This window comes from Pseudodonghicola flavimaris, assembly GCF_030164425.1.
GTDB lineage: Bacteria > Pseudomonadota > Alphaproteobacteria > Rhodobacterales > Rhodobacteraceae > Pseudodonghicola > Pseudodonghicola flavimaris.
On the sequence record NZ_JASNJD010000003.1, the window covers coordinates 148,531 to 170,635 of the forward strand.

At 67.4% G+C, this 22,105-nt stretch carries 21 protein-coding genes; 15 read left to right on the plus strand and 6 right to left on the minus strand.

Features of this window, described 5'->3' with window-relative positions; all coding sequences use genetic code 11:
* Positions 1-56 precede the first annotated feature (56 nt).
* Positions 57-464 carry a Cu(I)-responsive transcriptional regulator gene (cueR, locus tag QO033_RS05250; protein ID WP_284479891.1) on the minus strand — a complete coding sequence of 136 codons (408 nt, stop codon included), beginning with the start codon at positions 462-464 and terminating at the stop codon, positions 57-59.
* A gap of 13 nt (positions 465-477) precedes the next feature.
* A complete protein-coding gene (locus QO033_RS05255; RefSeq protein ID WP_284479892.1) occupies positions 478-2,967 on the minus strand; it encodes a heavy metal translocating P-type ATPase in 2,490 nt (829 codons plus the stop codon).
* 161 nt (positions 2,968-3,128) lie between these two features.
* On the opposite strand from QO033_RS05255, the gene QO033_RS05260 reads away from it, so the two are divergent.
* Positions 3,129-3,326, plus strand: coding sequence for a heavy-metal-associated domain-containing protein (locus tag QO033_RS05260; protein WP_284479893.1), 198 nt, complete (start codon positions 3,129-3,131; stop codon positions 3,324-3,326).
* Between the two features lie 205 nt (positions 3,327-3,531).
* Here QO033_RS05260 and QO033_RS05265 read toward each other — a convergent pair whose 3' ends face one another.
* A complete protein-coding gene (locus tag QO033_RS05265) occupies positions 3,532-4,347 on the minus strand; it encodes a fructosamine kinase family protein (protein WP_284479894.1) in 816 nt (271 codons plus the stop codon).
* 100 nt (positions 4,348-4,447) lie between these two features.
* Between QO033_RS05265 and QO033_RS05270 the strand changes: the two genes are divergently transcribed.
* Genes QO033_RS05270 through arsJ form a run of 3 tightly spaced genes read left to right on the plus strand, consistent with a single transcriptional unit; the run spans position 4,448 to position 7,535 of the window.
* On the plus strand, positions 4,448-5,281 hold the full coding sequence (locus tag QO033_RS05270) for an arsenate reductase/protein-tyrosine-phosphatase family protein (RefSeq protein ID WP_284479895.1): 834 nt from the start codon (positions 4,448-4,450) through the stop codon (positions 5,279-5,281).
* Positions 5,278-6,276, plus strand: coding sequence for an ArsJ-associated glyceraldehyde-3-phosphate dehydrogenase (locus tag QO033_RS05275; protein ID WP_284479896.1), 999 nt, complete (start codon positions 5,278-5,280; stop codon positions 6,274-6,276). Before QO033_RS05270 ends, QO033_RS05275 begins: the two co-directional genes overlap by 4 nt.
* Entirely contained in the window at positions 6,273-7,535 is a 1,263-nt protein-coding gene (gene arsJ / locus QO033_RS05280) for an organoarsenical effux MFS transporter ArsJ (protein WP_284479897.1), read from the plus strand. The genes QO033_RS05275 and arsJ overlap by 4 nt, the downstream gene beginning before the upstream one ends.
* Positions 7,536-7,541: 6 nt before the next feature.
* Here the strand turns inward: arsJ and QO033_RS05285 are convergent, their stop codons facing one another.
* A complete protein-coding gene (locus QO033_RS05285) occupies positions 7,542-8,018 on the minus strand; it encodes a MarR family winged helix-turn-helix transcriptional regulator (RefSeq protein WP_284479898.1) in 477 nt (158 codons plus the stop codon).
* 259 nt (positions 8,019-8,277) lie between these two features.
* Between QO033_RS05285 and ectA the strand changes: the two genes are divergently transcribed.
* From ectA to QO033_RS05310, 5 genes are all read left to right on the plus strand, one after another.
* Complete coding sequence (ectA, locus tag QO033_RS05290) at positions 8,278-8,802, plus strand: diaminobutyrate acetyltransferase (protein WP_284479899.1); 525 nt, start codon at positions 8,278-8,280, stop codon at positions 8,800-8,802.
* 95 nt (positions 8,803-8,897) lie between these two features.
* Positions 8,898-10,193 carry a diaminobutyrate--2-oxoglutarate transaminase gene (gene ectB / locus QO033_RS05295; RefSeq protein WP_284479900.1) on the plus strand — a complete coding sequence of 432 codons (1,296 nt, stop codon included), beginning with the start codon at positions 8,898-8,900 and terminating at the stop codon, positions 10,191-10,193.
* A gap of 6 nt (positions 10,194-10,199) precedes the next feature.
* On the plus strand, positions 10,200-10,592 hold the full coding sequence (locus QO033_RS05300) for an ectoine synthase (protein ID WP_284479901.1): 393 nt from the start codon (positions 10,200-10,202) through the stop codon (positions 10,590-10,592).
* Positions 10,593-10,657: 65 nt separating this feature from the next.
* Positions 10,658-12,142, plus strand: coding sequence for an aspartate kinase (locus QO033_RS05305; protein ID WP_284479902.1), 1,485 nt, complete (start codon positions 10,658-10,660; stop codon positions 12,140-12,142).
* Positions 12,143-12,266: 124 nt separating this feature from the next.
* The gene (locus QO033_RS05310) at positions 12,267-13,100 is read left to right on the plus strand and encodes an FAS1-like dehydratase domain-containing protein (protein WP_284479903.1); all 834 of its coding nucleotides are present in this window, start codon (positions 12,267-12,269) and stop codon (positions 13,098-13,100) included.
* On the opposite strand, the gene QO033_RS05315 is transcribed toward QO033_RS05310, so the two are convergent.
* Positions 13,091-14,692, minus strand: coding sequence for a GMC family oxidoreductase (locus QO033_RS05315; RefSeq protein WP_284479904.1), 1,602 nt, complete (start codon positions 14,690-14,692; stop codon positions 13,091-13,093). The genes QO033_RS05310 and QO033_RS05315 overlap by 10 nt on opposite strands.
* A gap of 166 nt (positions 14,693-14,858) precedes the next feature.
* On the opposite strand from QO033_RS05315, the gene lptF reads away from it, so the two are divergent.
* The 6 genes from lptF to QO033_RS05345 all read left to right on the plus strand — a co-directional run bounded on the left by lptF (position 14,859) and on the right by QO033_RS05345 (position 20,271).
* Complete coding sequence (gene lptF / locus QO033_RS05320) at positions 14,859-15,989, plus strand: LPS export ABC transporter permease LptF (RefSeq protein WP_284479905.1); 1,131 nt, start codon at positions 14,859-14,861, stop codon at positions 15,987-15,989.
* A gap of 220 nt (positions 15,990-16,209) precedes the next feature.
* Positions 16,210-16,953: a glycosyltransferase family 2 protein gene (locus QO033_RS05325; protein ID WP_284479906.1), complete on the plus strand. Its 744-nt coding sequence runs from the start codon at positions 16,210-16,212 to the stop codon at positions 16,951-16,953.
* On the plus strand, positions 16,950-17,267 hold the full coding sequence (locus tag QO033_RS05330) for a lipid-A-disaccharide synthase N-terminal domain-containing protein (protein ID WP_284479907.1): 318 nt from the start codon (positions 16,950-16,952) through the stop codon (positions 17,265-17,267). The genes QO033_RS05325 and QO033_RS05330 overlap by 4 nt, the downstream gene beginning before the upstream one ends.
* 25 nt (positions 17,268-17,292) lie before the next feature.
* Positions 17,293-18,699, plus strand: coding sequence for an ArnT family glycosyltransferase (locus QO033_RS05335; protein WP_284479908.1), 1,407 nt, complete (start codon positions 17,293-17,295; stop codon positions 18,697-18,699).
* Positions 18,696-19,610 carry a phosphatase PAP2 family protein gene (locus QO033_RS05340; protein ID WP_284479909.1) on the plus strand — a complete coding sequence of 305 codons (915 nt, stop codon included), beginning with the start codon at positions 18,696-18,698 and terminating at the stop codon, positions 19,608-19,610. Before QO033_RS05335 ends, QO033_RS05340 begins: the two co-directional genes overlap by 4 nt.
* Complete coding sequence (locus QO033_RS05345) at positions 19,561-20,271, plus strand: phosphatase PAP2 family protein (protein WP_284479910.1); 711 nt, start codon at positions 19,561-19,563, stop codon at positions 20,269-20,271. The genes QO033_RS05340 and QO033_RS05345 overlap by 50 nt, the downstream gene beginning before the upstream one ends.
* Here the strand turns inward: QO033_RS05345 and QO033_RS05350 are convergent.
* On the minus strand, positions 20,256-21,911 hold the full coding sequence (locus QO033_RS05350; RefSeq protein WP_284479911.1) for an ArnT family glycosyltransferase: 1,656 nt from the start codon (positions 21,909-21,911) through the stop codon (positions 20,256-20,258). The genes QO033_RS05345 and QO033_RS05350 overlap by 16 nt on opposite strands.
* Between the last annotated feature and the right edge of the window lie 194 nt (positions 21,912-22,105).

A 22,105-nucleotide genomic window follows, 5' to 3' on the forward strand; every position in this document is an offset into this window, starting at 1 on the left:
GCGCCACCCGGGCTCTGTCCCGGGCGGCGCCGCCTGACCGGATCGGAACGGGCGGCTCAGCCCTTGCAGCAGTCCGCCTCTCCCGCCCCCAGATCCTCCAGGATCGGGCAATCGGGCCGGTCGTCGCCGGCGCAGCAGGACACCAGATGTGCCAGCGTCGCCCGCATCCCCTGCAGCTGCGCGATCTTGTCGTCGATCCGGTGCAGGTGATCCTCGGCGATCCGCTTGACCTGGGCGCTCTCGCGGCTCTCGTCCTGATAAAGCGCCATCAGGCTGCGGCAGTCCTCGATGGTGAACCCCAACGCCCGCGCCCGGCCCAGAAAGGCCAGCCTGTGCAAATCGCTGTCGCCGAAGCTGCGATAGCCGTTGGCACTGCGTTTCGGCCGGATCAGACCGATATCCTCGTAATAGCGGATGGTTTTCGCCGGCAGCCCCGACAGCCGCGCCACATCACCGATATTCATTGACCGATCTCCTTCATTCCGCCGCGGCCAGCCGCGGCTGGCCTGCCGCCACGGCGCTGCGGGCCTCTTCCAGCACCGGCCGGATCCGCCGCAGCCGCAGCGCATTCGACAACACGAAGACCGAGGACAGCGCCATCGCCCCGGCCGCCAGCATCGGCGACAGCAACAGCCCGAAGGCCGGATAGAGCACCCCCGCCGCCACCGGGATCAGCGCGGTGTTATAGCCGAAGGCCCAGAACAGGTTCTCGCGGATATTGCGCATCACCGCCCGCGACACCGCGACCGCGTTCACCACGCCCCTCAGATCGCCCGACATCAGCACCACATCCGCCGATTCGATGGCCACGTCGGTGCCGGTGCCGATGGCGATGCCGACATCGGCATGGGCCAGCGCCGGCGCGTCGTTGATGCCGTCGCCGACGAAGGCCAGACCGCCCTCGCCTCGCAGATCGTCCAGCGCGGCGACCTTGCCCTCGGGCAGCACCCCCGCGATCACCCGGTCGATGCCGACCTCGCGGGCGATGGCCTCGGCCGTTTCCAGCTTGTCGCCGGTGATCATCGCCACCTGCAGCCCCATGCCATGCAGCGCGGCAATCGCCTCGGCGCTGCTGGGTTTGACCGGGTCGGACACGGCGATCACCGCCGCGATCCGCCCGTCGATGGCCGCATAGAGCGCGGTGCGCCCGGCGGCCGCCAGCCGTGCCTCCTCCCCCGCGAGGGGGGCGATCTCCACCCCCTCGCGCGCCATCAGCCGGTCGGCGCCCACCAGCACCTCGTGCCCCGCGACCCGGGCCCGCACGCCATAACCGGTGAAGGAGGTGAACGCGCCCGCCTCCGCCAGCGATCCCCCCGCCGCCCGCACGATGGCCTCGGCGATGGGATGTTCAGAGCGCGCCTCGACCGCCGCGACCAGCGCCAGCACCTCGGCCCGGTCGAACCCCTCGGCCAGCACCAGATCGGTCAGCTCGGGCCGGCCCGCCGTGACAGTGCCGGTCTTGTCCAGCGCCACGACGGAAACGCCCGAGAGCTGCTGCAGCGCATCGCCCTTGCGGAACAGCACCCCCAGTTCGGCCGCGCGCCCGGTACCCACCATGATCGAGGTCGGCGTCGCCAACCCCATGGCGCAGGGGCAGGCGATGATCAGCACCGAGACCCCCGCGACCAGGGCCAGCGTCAGATCCGCGCCTAAGGCGAGCCAGATCAGCACCGTCGCCAGCGCCGCGCCCATCACCGCCGGCACGAACCACAGCGTGATCCGGTCGACCAGCCCCTGAATCGGCAGCTTGGCGCCCTGCGCCTGCTCCACCATGCGGATGATCTGGGCCAGCACCGTCTCGGCCCCGACCCGGGTGGCGCGAAAGCGGAAACTGCCCTGTCCGTTCACCGTGCCACCGGTCACCGCATCGCCCGGGGCCTTGGCCACCGGCAGCGGCTCGCCGGTGATCATGCTCTCATCGACATGGCTGTCGCCCTCGGTCACCGTCCCATCGACGGCAATCCGCTCTCCCGGGCGCACCAGCAGGATATCGCCGGCACGGATCGCGTCGATGGCGACCTCCTCCGGCACGCCGTCGCGCAGGACCGTCGCGCTCTGCGGCCTCAGCCCCAAGAGCTTGCGGATCGCCGCGCCGGTACGCCCCTTGGCCCGCGCCTCCAACACCCGGCCGATCAGGATCAGCACCACGATCACCGCCGCCGCCTCGAAATAGACCGCGCGCACCCCGGCGGGCAGAACCCCCGGCAGGAAGGTCGCCACCACCGAATAGAGATAGGCCGCGCCGGTCCCCACCGCGACCAGGCTGTTCATGTCCGGCCCACCGCGCAGCAGTGCCGGCACCCCCTTGGCATAGAACATCCGGCCCGGCCCGATCAGCACCACGCTGGTCAGCAGGAATTGCAGCATCCAGCTGGTCTGCTGGCCGACGGTCGCCATCACCCAGTGATGAAACGCCGGCACCAGATGCCCACCCATCTCGATCACGAAGACCGGCAGCGCGAAGGCGGCGGCAAACACCGCCCGCCGGGCCAGCACCTGCGCCTCCGCCTCCTTGCGGGCGCCGCGATCCTCCTCTGCCCCGGCCTGCGCGATGGTGGCCGGATAGCCGATGCGGGCCGCCGCGGCGATCATCTCCTCCGGGCTCACCGCCGCTTCGAGATAGATCACCCGGGCGGTCTCGGCGGCGAGGTTCACATTGACCTCCAGCACGCCGGGCAGCGCCGACAGCACCCGGTCGACCCGCCCGACACAGGAGGCGCAGGACATCGAGGCGACATTCAAAACCACCTCGGCCCGCCGCGCCGGAAACCCCATCTTGTCGAGCTTGGCCACCACCGCCTCCAACCGCCCCACGGCGTCCAGATCCATCTGCGCGCGCTCGCTGGCCAGGTTGACTGAGACGTCGCTGACCCCTTCCAGCCCGCTCAGCCCCCGCGTCACCCGCGCCACGCAGGACGCGCAGGACATGCCCTCCACGGACATCTGAATATGCTGCGATACGGTCATGTTCTTCGCCTCCGGTCTTTCGGTTGCCCCTCAGATAAGGTTTCCAGCCGCTGGAAGGTCAAGGGGCAGAAAAAATTTGCCGCCCCACCGCGCCGCCCCCCTTGACCTTCCAGCGATGGAAGCCCCCAGATCGGCGCAATACCCGAACAGGAGACCGCACCATGAAATTCAGCGTTCCCGAGATGAGCTGCGGCCATTGTACCGCCAGCATCGAAAAGGCCATCAAGGAGGCCGACTCGGCGGCGCAGATCGCCTGCGACCTGCCCAGCCGCAGCGTCGACGTCTCGAGCAGCCTGAGCCCCGAGGCCATCGCCGCCACCCTCGACGAGATCGGCTTCGAGGCCAAACCGGCCGCCTGATCCCGGCGCCGCCACTGCGCCTCGCGGCGCAGGCCTCCGGCGGGAGTATTTGGACAGAGAAGAAGACAGGGGCGCCCGGATCCGGGTGCCTCTTTGCCGTTGGGGGCCAGCAAGCGCGGGCACTCTTTTTCTGGCCACAACTATCCCCGCCGGAGGCAGGCGCCGTCAGGCGCCTTCCGGAACTGGCCGGGCCCTGTGTCGAAGGTCAGACCCCGGCCGCGACCAGCAGCCGGTCGAGCAGCCCGACATAACCGCCCCCGAACAAGCGCAGATGCACGATCGCCGGCCACAGCTGATAGATCGGCTGCCGTTCCGCCGCACCCGGCTCCAGCGCGCCATAGCCCGCCGCGAACCCGGCGCCGGGGCTGCCGAACAGGTTCAGCATCGCCAGGTCGACCTCGCCATGACCGCAATAGCAGGCCGGGTCGACCAATCCGCTGAGCTGCCCCTCTGCCGCCAGCACATTGCCGGCCCAGAGATCGCCATGCAGCAGGACCGGCGGCGGCGACTCCGGCAGGCGGTTGGGCAGATCGCGGGCCAGGCGCTCCAGCCGCCGGGCGTATCGCGCCGGCAGCGACTCCGGATCGGACAGCAACCGCCGCTCGGCCCAGAACTCCGGCCAGCTCGGCGCCGGCGCGTTGCGGATCGGCACCGGACCGAAGGCATAATCGCACTCCCAGCCATAGGCGATACCGGGGGTCTCATGCAGCCGCCTGAGCGCCTCGCCCAGCGCCCACCAGCCCGCCACCGACAGCCCACCGGCCGATTCCAACCGCTCCATCACCAGGCAACGGTCCGACACCGCCAGAACCCGCGGCGCCGGTACATCGGCACTGCGAATCGCCAGCAGCATCGCCGCCTCGGCCCGCGGCGCCGGGCCGGTCTTGACCACCACTGCGCGTCCATCGGCCAGGTCCAGCGCCAGAACCACGTTCAGGTCGCCGCCGCCCAGTTGCCGCCAGCCCTTCGGCGCCTGTTTCAGCATTGCGGCCGCGGCCGCTGCCAGTTCATCAATCCCCATCCGCCGACTCCTTCGCCCCCCGCATCCGTAGAATCCCTTCGGCGGCGCGGGCGCAAGATCGCCATTGCGCACAGCCTATTATTTTATTATTTCATGAAATATGGAAAAAGAATCCCTCACCCAGCTCGCCACGCTTTCGCACCCGCAGCGGATGCAGGTGTTTCGCCTGCTGATGCGCCGCTTTCCCGACGCGGTGCCGGCCGGCGAGATCGCGGCAGCACTCGAGCTGAAGCCCAGCACCAATTCGGTCTATCTCTCCGCGTTGAAAGAGGCCGGCCTGGTGACACAGGACCGTCACGGGACCTCTCTACGCTACCGGGCGGAAATCACAGCGCTGCAACAGCTGATGCGCTATCTGTTCAACGATTGCTGCCGGGGCCGGCCAGAGTTCTGCACCCCCCCGGATCTGACGGAGATGCCAGCAATGCCCCATCGTGCCCCCTATCATGTTCTGTTCATCTGCTCCGGCAACTCCGCCCGCTCGATCATGGGCGAGGCGCTGCTGCGCAGCATCGGCGGCGACCGTTTCGCGGTCCATTCCGCCGGCACCCGCCCCTATTCCGAGTTGAACCCCTTCACCCTGCGCCTGCTGGCCGACAAGGGGCACGACATCTCGGGGCTGCGCGCCAAGAACGTCTCGGAATTCCAGGGGCCGGCGGCACCGAAGATGGATTTCGTCTTCACCGTCTGCGACCAGGCCGCGAATGAGGACTGCCCGACCTGGGAAGGCCAGCCGCTGAGCGCCCATTGGGGGCTGCCCGATCCGGTCAAGGCCACCGGGACCGAGGCCGAGAAGATGCTGGCCTTTCAACAGACCTACGGCCAGCTGAAGAACCGTATCCGCGCCTTCGCCGCCCTCCCCTTCGACACGCTGGACCGGATTTCGCTGCAGGCGGCGCTGGACGATCTGGGCCGGCAGGAGATCGACGCATGACCACCTATGCTCTCAACGGACTGGGCCGGATGGGCAAGCTGGCACTGCGCCCGCTGCTGGAACGGGGGGCGGAGATCGCCTGGATCAACGACAAGACCGGCGATCCGGAGATGCAGGCGCATCTGCTGGAGTTCGACAGCGTGCATGGTCGGTGGCCGGCGGAATTCGCCCATGATGCCGACAGCCTCAGCATCGACGGCACCCGCCTGCCGGTGCGGAATGCCGCCCGCATCGAGGATCTGCCGCTCGACGGTGTCGATGTGGTGATCGATTGCACCGGTGTCTTCAAGACGGCAGAGAAGCTCGCCCCCTATTTCGCCGCCGGGGTGAAGAAGGTGGTAGTCTCCGCCCCGGTCAAGGATGGGCCGACCGCGAATATCGTCTATGGCGTCAACCAGGACAGCTACGCCCCCGCGACCCATGACATCGTGACCGCCGCCAGCTGCACCACCAATTGCCTGGCCCCGGTGGTGAAAGTGATCCATGAGGCCCTGGGTATCAAACACGGCTCGATCACCACGATCCATGACGTAACCAATACCCAGACCATGGTGGACCGGCCAGCCAAGGATCTGCGCCGGGCGCGCTCTGCGCTGACCTCGCTGATCCCCACCACCACCGGCAGCGCCACCGCGATCACCCAGATTTTCCCCGAGCTCACCGGCAAGCTGAACGGTCATGCCGTAAGGGTGCCGCTGCTGAATGCCTCGCTCACCGATTGCGTCTTCGAGGTCGCGCGCGAGACCACGGCAGAGGAGGTCAACGCCCTGTTCAAGGCCGCCGCCGAAGGTCCGCTTGCCGGCATCCTCGGCTATGAGACCCGGCCGCTGGTCAGCGCTGATTACACCAACGATCCGCGCTCCTCGATCATCGACGCCCCATCGACCATGGTGGTGGGCGGCACCCAGGTGAAGATCTACGCCTGGTACGACAACGAATGGGGCTATGCCAACCGGCTGGTCGATGTGGCGCTGATGGTCGGGGCCAGCCTGTGACCACGACACCGCCCGACCGTGCCGACCGGGGATTGGCCGCCTATATCGCGGTGACCGCCGCCTATTGGGCCTTCATGCTCAGCGACGGCGCACTGAGGATGCTGGTGCTGCTGCACTTCCACGGGCTGGGATTTTCCCCGGTGCAGCTCGCCTATCTCTTCGTCCTCTACGAGGTTGCCGGCGTGGTCACCAACCTGTCGGCCGGCTGGATCGCGGCCCGCTTCGGCCTGGCGACGACGCTTTACACCGGGCTCGGCCTGCAGGTGCTGGCACTGGTGGCGCTGACGCGGCTCGATCCCGGCTGGTCGCTGGGGCTGTCGGTGGTCTTCGTCATGCTGGTGCAGGGCGCCTCCGGCGTGGCCAAGGATCTGGCGAAGATGAGCGCAAAGTCCGCGGTCAAGCTGCTGGCCCCCAAGGGTGATGGCGGGCTGTTCCGCTGGGTTGCGCTGCTGACCGGGTCGAAGAATGCGGTCAAGGGCCTCGGCTTTCTTCTGGGCACCGCGTTGCTGGCGCTCGCCGGGTTCAATGCGGCGCTCTGGGGCATGGCGGCGGTGCTGACCGTTATCCTGGCCGCGGTGCTGATCGGCATGCCGCCGGGGCTGCCAGCCGGGCGCAAGGACGCCAAGTTCCGCGAGGTGCTCTCGAAGAACCGCAACATCAACTGGCTGAGCTTTTCGCGTCTCTTCCTCTTCGGGGCGCGTGACGTGTGGTTCGTGGTCGGCATCCCGATCTATTTCTACGCGGTGCTGTCGGACGGGTCGGAGGCCGGCAATCGCACCGCCTTCTTCCTGATCGGCAGCTTCATGGCCGGCTGGATCGTCCTTTACGGCGCAGTCCAGGCCAGCGCTCCGAAGCTGTTGCGCGCCCGCACGCGGGGGGAGGCCGCGATGGTCGCCGCAGCGCGCGGCTGGGCGCTGGCGCTGCTGCCGATCCCGCTGCTGCTGGCGCTGGCCGCCGGGCTGGCCGGGACGCCGGCGCCCTGGCTGACCGGGCTGCTGGTTCTGGGACTGCTGGTCTTCGGCGCGATCTTCGCGGTCAATTCGGCGCTACATTCCTATCTGATCCTCGCCTTTACCGAGGACAGCCGCGTCACCCTGGATGTCGGCTTCTACTATATGGCCAATGCCGCCGGGCGGCTGACCGGCACGCTGCTGTCGGGTCTCAGCTATCAGATCGGCGGCCTGCCGCTCTGCCTCGGGACGGCGGCGGCGATGGTCGCGCTCAGCGCGCTGGGGGCGGGCCGGCTACGCCCGGCCTGACCCCACCTAGCCGGCGTTGGCCAGATCGCCGGTATGCAGCACCGGCGAGGCGTCCAGATCGTCGGCATCGAGCATCGAGGCCACCCGCTCCAGCGCCGCGACCAGCATGGATTGCTCCCAATCCTCCAACGCCTCGAACTTGCGGACATAGCGTTGCTGCAGCGCATCCGGGGCCGAGTCCAGCGTCGCCCGCCCCTTGTCCGTCGGCACGATATTGGTCTGGCGGCGATCCTTCTCAGACCGCTGGCGTTCGACCATGCCCTGGCGCACCAGCTTGTCGACCAGCGAGGTCACCGTCGCCTGCGACACCCCCATGCGCTGCGCGATCGCCGTCGCGGTGCAGGGGCTCTTCTCCCCCACCACCTGCAGCACCCGGAACTGCACCGCCGTCAGACCGGCGGCCTGCGCCAGTTCCCGGCCATAAAGCTCCGTCGCGCGCAGAATGCGACGCAGGGCGATCAGGCTGACATCGGTACGGTCCATCGGCGTTCCCAAACGGCTCTCTCAGACTGCCTCTCGGACTGGCAGAGCCTCATGATGACAGAGGGGGTCAGGCGCATCAATGCCAAGAAGCTTAGCCACATTACTTCACTTAATCGAAGCATAATCACCTCAAAATACCGGAATACTACCCATTATAGGCGGATATATGATCAAATTACTATTTTTTACTTTCATATGTTGAAGTTTTCCGAGGGATCATTACTTTGACGCTCGAAGCAACTGAGGACTCGATGACATCATGCCACAGGCACACACCCCGCCCCCCACTGCTCACCTGCGCAAACCCCAGGCGGAGGATGGCGGCGCGATCTGGGATCTGGTTCGGGACTGCAAGCCGCTGGATGAGAACTCGATGTATTGCAACCTGATCCAGTGCGATCATTTCCGCGACACCTGCGTGGTGGCCGAACGCGGCGACGATCTGCTGGGCTGGGTCTCGGGCTATGTGATGCCGAGTCAGGACGACACCTTGTTCGTCTGGCAGGTCGCGGTCTCGCCCGAGGCGCGCGGGCTGGGGCTCGGCTCCCGGATGCTGGAGCATATCCTCAACCGCGACGCCTGCGCCGACGTCAGCCGGATGCAGACCACCATTACACGCGACAACCAGGCGTCCTGGGCACTGTTCAGCCGCTTCGCGAAACGGCGCTTCGGTCAGATGACCTCTGAGGCGCATTTCATCCGCGACGAGCATTTCATGGGTCAGCACGCGACCGAATATATGGTCACCATCGACCTGCCGCAGCGGCTGCAACAGGCGGCCTGAGTGCTGCATCGCGCATCGGCCGGGCCACCACCACTGCCCGGCCCACGGACGCGCGCGCCCCTGCTTTCCCCCAACACATTCCGGAAGGATTTATCATGTCGACTGAGACATCAGCCGAAATCAAGATCTTTGAACGCCGCGAATCCGAGGCCCGCAGCTACTGCCGCGGCTTCGACACCGTCTTCACCTCGGCCCGCGGATCCGAACTGACCGATGCGGCCGGCCGCAGCTATATCGACTTCCTCGCCGGCTGTTCGTCGCTCAACTACGGGCACAACGATCCGGACATGAAGATCGCGCTGATCGAGCATCTGACCGATGACGGGCTGGCCCATGCCCTGGACCTGCACACCGACGCCAAGGGTGCATTTCTCGAGAGCTTCGAGACCCATATCCTGAAGCCGCGCGGGCTGGACCACCGGGTGATGTTCACCGGCCCGACCGGCGCCAATGCCGTCGAGGCGGCGATGAAACTGGCCCGCAAGGCGACCGGGCGCGACACCATCATCGCCTTCACCAACGGGTTCCACGGCGTCACCCTCGGCGCGCTGGCGGCCACTGGCAATTCCTATCACCGCGGCGGCGCCGGCATCACCCTGAACGGGGTGACCCGGATGCCCTATGACGGTTATCTGGGCGACGGCATCGACACCGCCGACGTGCTGGAGAAGATGCTGGAGGATGCGTCCAGCGGGCTCGACAAGCCGGCGGCCATCCTGCTGGAGACGGTGCAGGGCGAAGGCGGGCTGAACGCCGCGGACCCCGACTGGATCAAGCGAATCGCCGATCTGGCCAAGGCCCACGGGGCGCTGCTGATCGTCGACGACATCCAGGCCGGCTGCGGCCGCACCGGCAGCTTCTTCTCCTTCGAGGGGATGGGGATCACCCCGGATATCGTCACCATGGCGAAATCGGTCTCTGGCTTCGGCCTGCCGATGGCGCTGGTTCTGGTGCGCCCGGAGTTCGACGTCTTTGGCCCGGCCGAGCATAACGGCACCTTCCGCGGCAACACCCATGCCTTCGTCACCGCCCGCGTGGCGATCGAGAAGTTCTGGGCCGATGGCAGCTTTCAGGAGGAACTGGCCGAGAAGGCGCTGATCCTGACCACCGCGCTGCAGGAGCTGGCCGAGATGCTCCCCGATTCCCGCCTGAAGGGTCGCGGCCTGATGCAGGGGGTCGACGTGCGCTCCGGCGATCTGGCCAGTGAGATCTGCGCCGAGGCCTTCCGTAACGGGCTGGTCATCGAAACCTCCGGCCCGGAGGATCAGGTGGTCAAGGTGCTGGCGCCGCTGACCACGCCGCAGGACACCTTCCGCAAGGGGCTGTCGATCCTGCTGGAGGCCGCCCGCACCACCCTTTCCCAAAACAGCAACAGCATTGCAGCGGAGTAACAGATCATGATCGTTCGCGACTTCAACGATATCACCAAGACCGATCCCAGCCGCGTCGTCTCCGACGCCAAATGGACCAGCGTGCGCATGCTGCTGGCCGATGACGGCATGGGCTTCTCCTTCCACATCACCTTTCTCGAGGCCGGCTCGGAGCATACGTTCCACTACAAGAACCACTTCGAGAGCGTCTATTGCATGCAGGGCAAGGGCTCGATCACCGATCTGGCCACTGGCGAGACTCACGAGATCAAGCCTGGCGTGATGTATGCGCTCAACGAGCACGACAAGCACGTGCTGCGCGCCGAGGAAGAGCTGGTCATGGCCTGCTGCTTCAACCCGCCGGTGACCGGCAACGAAGTGCATCAGGCCGACGGCTCCTACGCGCTGGAAACCGCCTGAGCCGCACGCCGCCCCGAAACAGGACAAAGGAGGCCCGGGCAGGATCAAGGCCCGGGTGAGCTTCCGTGACTTTCCCAAATCATACCGTCGAGAAGATCGGCGGCACTTCGATGAGCCGCGTGGCCGACCTGCGCGACTCGCTTTTCATCGGCGACCGCAAGGGCGCCGAGCTCTATCACCGCGTCTTTGTCGTCTCCGCCTTCGGCGGCATTACCAACCTGCTGCTGGAGCACAAGAAATCCGGCACCCCCGGTGTCTACGCGCTATTCGCCAACGACGAGAGCGGGCATGACTGGCTGGACGGGCTGACCCGCGTTGCCGACGCCATGCGCGCGGCCCATGCCAAGGTGCTGGACCATCCCGCCGATCTGACCGCCGCGGATGAATTCGTCCGCGAACGGATCGAGGGCGCGCGGTCCTGCCTGTTCGATCTGCGCCGGCTGTGTTCCTACGGACACTTCCGGCTGTCGGCCCATATGATGGTGATCCGGGAGCTGCTCTCCGGTCTGGGCGAGGCGCATTCCGCCTTCGTCACCACGCTGATGCTGCAGCGCTCCGGGGTGAACGCGCGTTTCGTCGATCTCTCCGGCTGGCGCGACGAGACCGAGCACGATCTGGAAGAGCGCATCCGCGACGGGCTGGACCGGGTCGACCTGACCAGCGAGCTGCCGATCGTGACCGGCTATGCCCAGTGCCGCGAGGGGCTGATGCGCGAATTCGACCGCGGCTATTCCGAGGTGACGTTTTCCACCATCGCCGCCCTGACCGGCGCGTCGGAGGCGATCATCCACAAGGAATTCCACCTGTCCTCGGCCGATCCGAACCTGGTCGGCGAACAGGCGGTGCGCAAGCTGGGGCATACCAATTACGACGTGGCCGATCAGCTGTCGAACCTGGGGATGGAGGCGATCCACCCCAAGGCCGCCAAGATCCTGCGCAAGGCCGGCATTCCACTGCGGGTGACCAACGCCTTCGAGCCAGGCGATCCCGGCACGCTGATCGACGAGGCCCCGGGGGAGGTTCCGGGGGTGGAAATCGTCACCGGGCTGGACGCCTACGCGCTATCGCTGTTCGAACAGGACATGGTCGGGGTGAAGGGCTATGACCAGAGCGTGCTGGAGGTGCTGACGCGCCACAAGGTGCATATCGTTTCCAAGGCCACCAATGCCAACACCATCACCCACTATCTGGCCGCACCGCTGAAGCCGGTGCGCCGGTCCGAACGCGATCTGGCGGAGCGCTATCCGGGCTCCGAAGTGACGGTGCAGGGGCTGGCGCTGGTCGCCGCCATCGGCCGCGACCTCAGCGGGCTGACGGTGGCGCAGGCCGGGCTGGCGGCACTGCAGTCGGCGCAGATCACGCCGCTGGCGGTGCAGCATCTGCCCGGATCGGTCGACGTGCAGTTCATCGTGCCGAAGGACGACCGCGATGCCGCGATCAAGGCGCTGCACCGTGCGCTGATCGAACAGCGCAAGGCGGAACCCCACGCCCCGATACAGCTGCATGCCGGGGCCGAGGAGCAGGCCACCCCGCTCAGCCAGACCGGCTGACCGGACCCGGCCATACAACATGCCCGTTCAACAGGGAGGAAGGGGCGGGGCCGCGCGGGCCTGCCCCTTTCGCTTTGCCGTCCCCGCGCCTAGGCTCCCCCGGCACAGCCCGCGGGAGACGATCATGACCACAGCCCCCCTCACCGACTGGATCGGCCGCCAGGACCAGCATCACGACAGGCTCGATCCGCGGCCCGCGCAGCAACTGCGCTCGATCCTCCCGGGCGAGGACAGCCTGGCCCCGGGGACGGCGCTGCCGCCGCTCTGGCACTGGGCCTATTTCCCGGATTTCACACCCCTCTCCGCGCTTGGCCGCGACGGCCATCCGGCGCGCGGCGGCTTCCTGCCGCCGGTGGCACTGCCCCGGCGCATGTGGGCCGGCGGCCGGTTGCAGTTCCCCGGCGACCTGAGGATCGGCGACACGGTCGAAAAGACCTCCCGCATCCTCGAGGTGCGGGAAAAGACCGGGCGCAGCGGCGCGCTCTGCTTCGTCACGGTGGAGCATCGGTTCACCGTTGCCGGCGATCTGCGGCTGATCGAGGAACACGATATCGTCTACCGCGCCGATCCCGCCCCCGATGCGCCCACCCCGGTGCCGCCACAGGCAGACCCCGCCCCGATCGAAGAGGCGATCACCCCCTCCCCGGTGATGCTGTTTCGCTATTCCGCCGCCACCTTCAACGGCCACCGCATCCACTACGATCCCGATTACTGCCGCGATGTCGAAGGCTATCCGGGGCTGATCTTTCACGGGCCGCTCACCGCCACGCTGCTGGCCGATCTGGCGCGCCGCACCGGCGGACGGCCACTGGCGCGTTTCGACTTCCGCGCCATCAGCCCGCTCTACGATATCGCCCCCTTCACCCTGCGGGCGGCCCCCGGCGCGGACGGCGCCCGGGTCTGGGCCGCCGGTCCGGACAATGCGCTGGCGATGACGGCGGTGGCGACCTATCGCTGAGGCGCATGGCCGGCGTGGATCATCTCCGCCGCCTTCTCGGCGATCATGATGGTGGGGGAGTTGGTATTGCCCGAGACGATCCGCGGCATGATCGAGGCGTCGACCACCCGCAGCCCCTCGACCCCGTTGACGCGGCAGTCCGGCGCCACCACAGCGCGCAGATCGCTGCCCATCCGCGCGGTGCCGACGGGGTGGAAGATCGTGGTGCCGATCTCTCCGGCGGCGCGGATCAGATCCGCCTCGGTCTCATAGCCGGGGCCAGGGCGGAATTCCTCGGGGCGGTATTTTGCCATCGGCTCGGCGCCCATGATCCTGCGGGTCAACTGAATCGCCCGGGCCGCGACGATCTTGTCCGCTTCGGCCGACAGGTAATTCGGGGCGATCTCCGGCGCCGCCGCCGGATCGGGCGAGGTGATCGCCACATGGCCCCGGCTTTCCGGCCGCAGATGGCAGACCGAGGCGGTCACCGCCGGGAAATCGTCCAGATCCTGCCCGAAGGCCGGCAGCGACAGCGGCTGCACGTGGTATTCCAGATCGGGGGTATCCACGTCCGGCGACGAATAGGCGAAACCGCCCAGCTGGCTTGGCGCCATCGACATCGGGCCAGAGCGGAACAGCGCATATTCCAGCCCGATCTTCGCCTTGCCCCAAAGCGTCGAGGCCAGGGTGTTCAGCGTCTTCGCCCCGGTCACCCTGTAGGCGCAGCGCAGCTGCAGGTGGTCCTGCAGGTTGCCGCCGACATCGGGGGAATCGTGCAGCACCTCGATCCCGTGCTTCTGCAGCAACGCCCCCGGCCCGATCCCCGACAGCTGCAGAAGCTGTGGCGAACCGATGGCACCGGCCGACAGGATCACCTCACGCCGGGCCTGCAGCCGCTCACCGCCAATCAGTTCCACCCCGGTGGCACGACGGCCCTCGAACACCACTTTGGCGCATTGCGCATGCGGCCGCACCGTCAGGTTGGGGCGATCCTTGACCGGGCTGAGGAACCCCTTCACGGTGTTCCACCGCCAGCCCGACCGCTGGTTCACCTCGAAGTAATTCACCCCGAAATTGTCGCCGGTGTTGAAATCGTCGCGATGCGGGATGCCCACCGCCTCGAAGGCGCGGGCGACATCGTCCAGCACCTCCCAGCGCAGCCGCTGCTTCTCGATCCGCCACTCGCCGCCGGTGCCATGGCTGGCCGAGCGGCCGGCATAGTGATCCTCGGACTTCATGAAATAGGGCAGCACATCGTCCCAGCCCCAGCCACGGCATCCCAGCTGCTGCCAGTCGTCGTAATCCCGCGCCTGGCCGCGCAGATAGAGCATGCCGTTGATCGAGGAACAGCCACCCAGCACCTTGCCGCGTGGATAGCCCAGCGACCGGCCGTTCAGCCCCGGCTCCTCGCGCGTCTTGAAACACCAGTCGGTGCGCGGGTTGCCGATGCAGTAGAGATAGCCGACGGGGATATGGATCCAGTGGTAATTGTCCCGGCCACCGGCCTCCAGCAGCAGCACCTGCGCCATCGGATCCTCGCTCAGCCGATTGGCCAGAACACATCCCGCGCTGCCGCCGCCCACGATGATGTAGTCGTATTTCTGGCCATCCATCTGCAGCTCTCCTCCCGTTGTCCCGGTCGCGATCCTCAACCACAATCGCGGCATGGTCCAGCCCCTTCGCCACGCGTTTAGCGGTTCCAACCCCTGCGTAACTGCCATATGGTCCCGGCCAGCATCCGATGCTGAATTCTGCCGACCAGGAGCCCGACGTCCGGACATGTCCCGTTTTGACGGATATATGCTGCGCCAGCTTCTGGTGTTCTTCGGCTTCTTCCTGCTGGTTCTGGTGGGGGTTCTCTGGATCACCCGGTCGGTCAGCCTGTTCGACAAGCTGATCGGCGGCGGCCAGTCGGCGATGGTATTTCTGGAATTCACCGCGCTGTCGCTGCCGACACTGATCCGCACGGTGATGCCGATGGCCGCCTTCGGCGCCGCGGTCTATGCCACCAACCGGCTCAGCCGCGACAGCGAGATGACGGTGATGCTCGCCACCGGGGCAAGCCCGCTGCGGCTGGCGCGCCCGGTGCTCTATTTCGGCATGGTCACGGCGCTGATGATGGCGGGGCTGACCACCTATCTCAGGCCCGCCTCGATCCAGAAGCTCGGCGTGCGCGAGGCGGAGGTGACCCGCGACCTGACCGCGCAGTTGCTGAACGAGGGCAGCTTCATGCATCCGGCCCAGGGAGTGACCTTCTACATCGGTCGCATCGACGAGGACGGGACGCTGAACGATGTCTTCCTGTCGGACCGCCGCAACCCCGACCAGCCGATCACCTACACCGGTGCCCGCGCCTTTCTGGTCCGCGACGACGCCCGCGTCAGCCTGGTGATGGTTCAGGGCATGGCGATGCGCTACGAGGCCGCCACCAACGCGCTCTCGACCACGCTGTTTCAGGATTTCTCCTATGACATCACCTCGCTGGCCACGACGCGCGAAAACGGCCGCCGCAACCTGCGCGGCGTCCCCACGACCGAGTTGATGCGAACGGACACCCGTGCCGCGCTGGAGGCCGATCACGGCTACAGCCAGGGCCAGATCACCGAAGAACTGCACGAGCGCATCGCCTGGGTGCTGATCTGCATCGCGGTGCCGCTGCTGGGCTATGCCACGCTGATGATGGGCGGGTTTTCCCGTTTCGGGCTCTGGCCGCAGCTTCTGACCGCCTTCGCGCTGCTGCTGGTGATGGAGGGGCTGCGCGGGGCAGCAACCTCCGTCGTGGTCAATCAGCCGCACTACTGGTGGCTGCTCTATGCCCCCGCCGCCCTGGGGCTGCTGTTGACCAGCATCTTCCTGCGGGCCGCCGGGCGACCGCTGCGCCTGTTCCTCAGCCGCAGCCGCGCCGCCTGAACCACCGCCGCCGCGACCCGGCCCCACCGCCGTTTGAGAGTTGCCAGCGCCCGGCAAATCTGGTTAGACGGTTTCCATTGCGTTGCGCGGGGCGGTTTTCCCGGCGGGATGCAGAGCCAAATGGCCGTGTTTCCGTGCTGATGTTCAGTGCCGCAGAATTGTCACCTGCGCTAAGTAGGCTGCGCGGAATCAACGACCACCAGCTAAACTATCTGAGGCCATGAAGCTCTCAATCGTCATACCCATGTTCAACGAGGCGGAGAACGTCGTTCCGCTGGTGCGCGAGATCGAGCGCGCCTGCGCCGCCCTGACCGACAAGGAACTTGTCCTGGTCGACGACGGCTCCACCGATGACACCGCCCGCCTGATCCGCGAATTGCAGGCGCAATACGACTGGCTGCGGCTGATCCAGCATCCCCGGCCCGGCGGCCAGTCCGCGGCGGTGCACAGCGGTGTGCTCTGCGCCCGGGGCGAGATCGTCTGCACGCTGGATGGCGACATGCAGAACCCGCCGGCCGAGATCCCCAAGATGGTGGCGCCGCTGATGGCCGCCGATGCCCCCGCCGATCTGGCCCTGGTCGCCGGCCAGCGGGTGCAGCGGCAGGACACCTGGTCCAAGCGCATGGCCTCGAAACTGGCCAACCGGCTGCGCGCCTGGATGCTGAACGACCACACCCGCGACACCGGTTGCGGGCTCAAGGCGTTCCGCCGCGACGCGTTTCTGCGCCTGCCCTTCTTCAACCACATGCACCGCTATCTGCCGGCGCTTTTCGCACGCGACGGCTGGCAGGTGGCCCATGTGGACGTCGCCCACCGCAGCCGCGGCGGCGGCAGTTCCAAATACAACAACCTGCAGCGCGCGCTGGTGGGGATCTACGATCTCTTCGGGGTGGCCTGGCTGATCCGCCGGGCCAAGACCGTGCGGCCGCAGGAAGCCCCCCGTACGACGGAGGAGCCGTCATGATCGATCAGGCCCTGGCCTTCTTCAAGGTCGAAACCCAGGCCGAGCTGGTCTGGGTGATCATCGGTCTGGGAGCGCAGATCCTGTTCTCGATGCGCTTCATCATCCAGTGGATCGCCTCGGAGAAACAACGCCGCTCGGTGGTGCCGGAGCTGTTCTGGTGGTTCTCGATCATCGGCGGGGTGACGCTGCTCGCCTATGCGGTGCACCGGCAGGATCCCGTCTTCATTCTCGGCCAGTCTCTGGGCGTCGTCATCTACCTACGGAACCTCTGGCTGATCTATGCAGAAAAGCGCAGCGCCCGACAGAGCATCTGATCCGCTGTGGGTCGGGATCGCGGCGGTGGCCGCGCTCACGATCTACCGGGTCGTCCTGCTGGCCTTCTCCACCGCCGAACTCTTCGTCGATGAATCGCAATACTGGCAATGGGGACAGGAGCTCGCCTGGGGTTATTACTCCAAGCCGCCGCTGATCGGCTGGGTGCTGCGCGCCTTCACCGAGCTGGGCGGAGACGGCGATTTCTGGATTCGCCTGCCCGGACCGCTGTTTCAGGCCGCCACCGCCCTGGTGCTGATGGGCGCGGCACGGCAGATCGCCGACCGCCGCGCCGCCGCCATGGTCGCGGTGATCTATGTCAGCCTGCCGGTGGCGGCGGCCGGATCGCTGCTGGTCTCCACCGATACGATCCTGCTGCCCTTCTTCGCCGGGGCGTTCTGGCTCTATCTGCGGCTGACCCGCCATCGGTCCGCGCCGGCCGCCGTGGCGCTGGGGCTCTGCCTCGGGGTCGGGATGCTGGCGAAATATGCCGCGATCTACTTCGTGATCGGCGCCGGCATCGGCGCGGCGCTGGCGCCACAGGCGCGGATCGCCCTGCGCGATGCCGCACTCGCCGCCCTGGCCTTTCTGGCGGTGCTGGCGCCGAACCTGATCTGGAACCTGCAGAACGATCTGATGACCTTTTCCCACACCGCCGACAATGTCGACTGGGTGAAGCGGCCGGGGGTACACCTGAACCCCGCCGGCGCGGTCGAGTTCCTGCTGGCGCAATTCGCGGTGATGGGGCCGATCACCTTCGGCGCCTATCTCTGGCTTGCCCCCCGGGCGCTGGCCCGGGCCGACTGGGCGCCGCGCTGGCTGGTGGCGATGTCGCTGCCGACGCTGCTGCTGGTGACGCTGCAGGCGCTGCTGTCCAAGGCCTATGCCAACTGGGCGGTGACCGCCTGTCTCGGCCTGCTGCTGCTGGTGGTGCCGGTGCTGTGGCACCGGGCGCGCAGCCTGTTCTGGGTGGCGCTGGCGCTCAACCTCGCGCTCAGCGCCTTCCTGCCGATCGCCGCCACCCAGGCCGACCGCTGGGCCGTGGGCGATCACCACAGGCTGCTGATGCGCCGCTATATCGGCCAGGGCGAGATGAGCAGCCGCATCCTGGAGGAGGCCCGCGCCCGCGGTCTCAGCGCCGTGGTCAGTGACGATCGCCACCTGCTGGCCGATCTGTTCCACAAGGCCAAGGGCAGCGAGATCGCCATCTACGCCGCCCCGCCCGCCGGCCGGCCGGAAAACTTCTATGCCCAGCGGCACCCCTATCCGGCGACGCGGCAGGACGGGTTCCTCTTCGCCACGCTGAACGGCGCCAGCGCCTGTGGCAAGACCCTGCCCGATGCCACCTGGCGTCCGGGTCCCGGCATCTATGCCGATGACACGCTCTATCTCTATGTCCGGCACGCACCCTGCTGGGGAGGGGCTGAGAAGTGACACCGCGCGCGCCCGCTCCCTCCTCCGGCTTTCGTATCGGTCCGGCGCTGATGATCGCCTGGCTTGCCGCCTGCCTGATCTTCGCCATCCTGCCCGGCATCGATATCGCAGTCTCGCGGCTGTTCTTCGATCCGCAAAGCCAGAGCTTCCCGCTTTCCGACTTGCCGGCGCTCCAGTTCCTGCGCAAGCTGCTCTGGCAGGGCCTCAACCTGATGCTGCTGGCGGCGGTGGCGCTGACGATCCAGGGAATCTTCACCCGCCACGCCATGCGCATTCCCACCCGGGTCTGGGCCTTCTGCGCCAGCCTGATGCTGCTGGGGCCTGGCATTCTGGTCAATCTGGTGCTCAAGGCGCATTGGGGCCGGGCGCGCCCGGCGGATCTGGAGATCTTCGGCGGCACGCTCCGCTTCACCCCGCCGCTGCAGATCTCGGATCAATGCCCCTATAACTGTTCCTTCGTCTCGGGCGAGGCCGCCTTCCTGACCAGCGGCGCCATCATCATCGGGCTGCTGCTGTGGCATGTGGTGCCCGCCCACCGGCGCCGCAGCCTGGTGATCGCGCTGGCACTGGTCCTCGTCGCCACCGCCTCGATGCGGGTGATGAAAGGGCGCCATTTCCTCTCCGACGTGGTCTGGTCGATGATCCTGACCGCGACGCTCGCCCACCTGCTGGCCCGGCTGTTCCGGCTCGCCCCGGAGTTGCCACGGCTCAGTCCGCAGGCATTCCGGAGCGATTTGCGCACGATTTTGCAGATTTTTCGCGGTTTTCGTCCCGCCGGTGCCGCTGTCGTCACGTCATTGAAATGTTGGGGTCACATCTGTGCCGGCAAGATCAGCCAGATTTCAGCGAGATCCTCACGACATGACGTCCCCCTCCCACCGGAGCCTCCTGACAGACCCCGCAAATCCTGACACCCTTTTCGCCGGCCGCCCCTGGCTGCGCCGGGTGATGCGCCGCTTCGGCGTCTACATCATGATGGCAATCGTGATGGTCGCTTTCGGCCTGTCCGATCGCAAGCTGGAGCATATCGGCGACAACGTGCAGATCGCGGTGCCGCTGGCGGGGTTGGCCTGTGCCGCTGCAACCGGCGACGGGGTGCGGTATTTCGGCCGTTTCCTGTTGCTGTCGAGCACCTACAACACCTCGAAACGCCTGCTGGGCGAGGCTCCGATCAACATCCGCCCCAACGGCGGCACCGCCGGTTTCCCCTCCGGGCACACCGCGGCCACGGTGTTCGGCGCCTCCTGGCTGGTCAACAGCTGCCTGACGGAAAACCGTGTCGCCAAGGGGATCGCGATCCTGTCGGCGGGCTTCGTCGGCGGATCGCGCATCGCCGTGGGCGCCCATAATATCTGGCAGGTGCTGGCCGGGGCCGTCCTTGGCTGGATGGTGCAATGCCTGGCGCTTGTCTGGTTCGACCGGCTGTTCAGCCGCGGTCTGGCGGGCGCCGGCCGGCTGATCCGGCTCGGCGCGCAGACGCTCTATCGGGCGCTGCGCCAGGGCCTGGCCCAGATCGATCCGGCAACGCGCCAGCGGGTCCGCCAGCCGGTCCCGGTTCAGCGGAACAGATAAGCCGTTACATCGACCTGATCGGCGCCGCCCAGGGCGAAGCCGGTCACCTGCCCCAGCACCTCTCCGGTCTTCGGCATCGCCGCGTCGAACGCCGGCTTCTGCTCTGCCGTCACGAAGACCAGCGCACAGGGGGCAGCGGCCGCGATCTCTGCCGCCGCGGCCGCCGGGCGGAACAGCGGCAGACGCGGGCTCAGCAACAGCAACGACGGTTCCTCATAACCGACCGACAGGATCGCCGGTGCCTCGCACAGCCGATCCGCTTCGACCGCAATCTCCGACATGGCGTTCGACGGCCAGATCGGGGCGAGCCGCGCCAGATGACCGAAGAGGCTGACCGACAGCCCCAGCGACAGCGCCCCCATCCCCAGAAGCGGCGCCAGCCGGTCGCCCCGCCGCAGCGCCGCCCAGACCCAGATCATGCCGGCCACCGAGATCGCCACCCCCAGCGCCCAGATCGCGCCGGGCGCGACGCCGAAGCGCAGCGAGAAGATCACCGGCGCTGCCGCCAGCCCCAGGGCCAGCAGCAGGAACAGCCCCAGAAACAGCCCGTAGATGCGGCCCAGCGGCGCCTCCCGCCGCTCCAGCCAGCCCGCCGCCGTCAGCATCGCCAGCGCCGGATAAGTCGGCAGCACGTAGTGGATCAGCTTGGTCGCGGTGATCTCGAACACCAGCCAAGACGGCAGGATCCAGGCCAGGCAGAACATCACCGCCGGCATCCGCCGCGCCGACCAACCATACCACAGTCCGAAGGGCAGCAGGATCGAGGCCGGCCAGAAGGTCAGCCAGACCGCCAGCATATAGGCACCGAAGGGCGCGCCATGGCTCTCCTGCCCCTCGCCGATCTTGCCCAGAAGGTCGCGCCCCAGCGCCTCGGCCCAGAACGCATCGCCCGATGTCACGGTGATCGCCACATACCAGGGCAGCACGATCGCCGCGAACAGCAGCAGCCCCCACCCCCAGCGCAGCGGCGCCAGCCAGCCGATCCCGCGCCGCAGCACGATCAGCGCCAGGATCGTCAACCCGACCACCATCGGCCCGATCGGCCCCTTGATCAGCATCGACACGCCCATCGCCGCCCAGAACAGCCACGCCCAGCCGCCGCGCAGCGCCGCCGCGCCGCCCATGTGCAGCCGCGCCAGAACCAGCTGCGCCGCCAGGATGGTGGCCAGCAGCGTCGCGTCGGTCTTGGCCAGCCGCGCCTCGCCGCCCAGCACGAAACAGCTCGCCAGCAGCATCGCAGCCACCAGCGCCGCCTGGGCCCCGACCAGCGACAGCGCGATCAGATAGGTCAGCAGGACCGCAGCCACCGCCATGGTCAGCGACGGCAGCCGATAGACCCAGATTTTCTGATCCTGCGCCACGCCCACCAGCTTCACCGCCGCCGCCTGCAGCCAGTAGATGCCCACCGGCTTCTTGTACCGCGTGCCCTCGCCCAGCCGGATATCGATGAAATCGCCGCTCTCCACCATCTGCCGCGACGCCTGGGCAAAGCGTGTCTCGTCCCGGTCGATCGGCGGCAGGCTGAAAAATCCCGGCAGGAACAGCAGCAGCGCGAAGACCGCCAGAAACAGCATCGATCGCCAGGACGGTCCCGCCGCCAGATCCGCAAGGGCCAGTTCCGCCCGTTCCCGCAACAGCATCCGCCACTCCCAGATCCGCCGCGCCCGGGGCTCGGGCGCGTGCCTCCTGTCTGGCCGAAACCGCCCGGCTTTGCAATCCGCCGCCGCGCCGCCCCGCTCCCGGTCTTTTTCTGGCTGCAAACATCCTCGCCGAAGGCACGCGACCGGAGGGCGCGTTCCGATCCGCGCGCCGCCTGCCCAGCCTCTGATCAGCG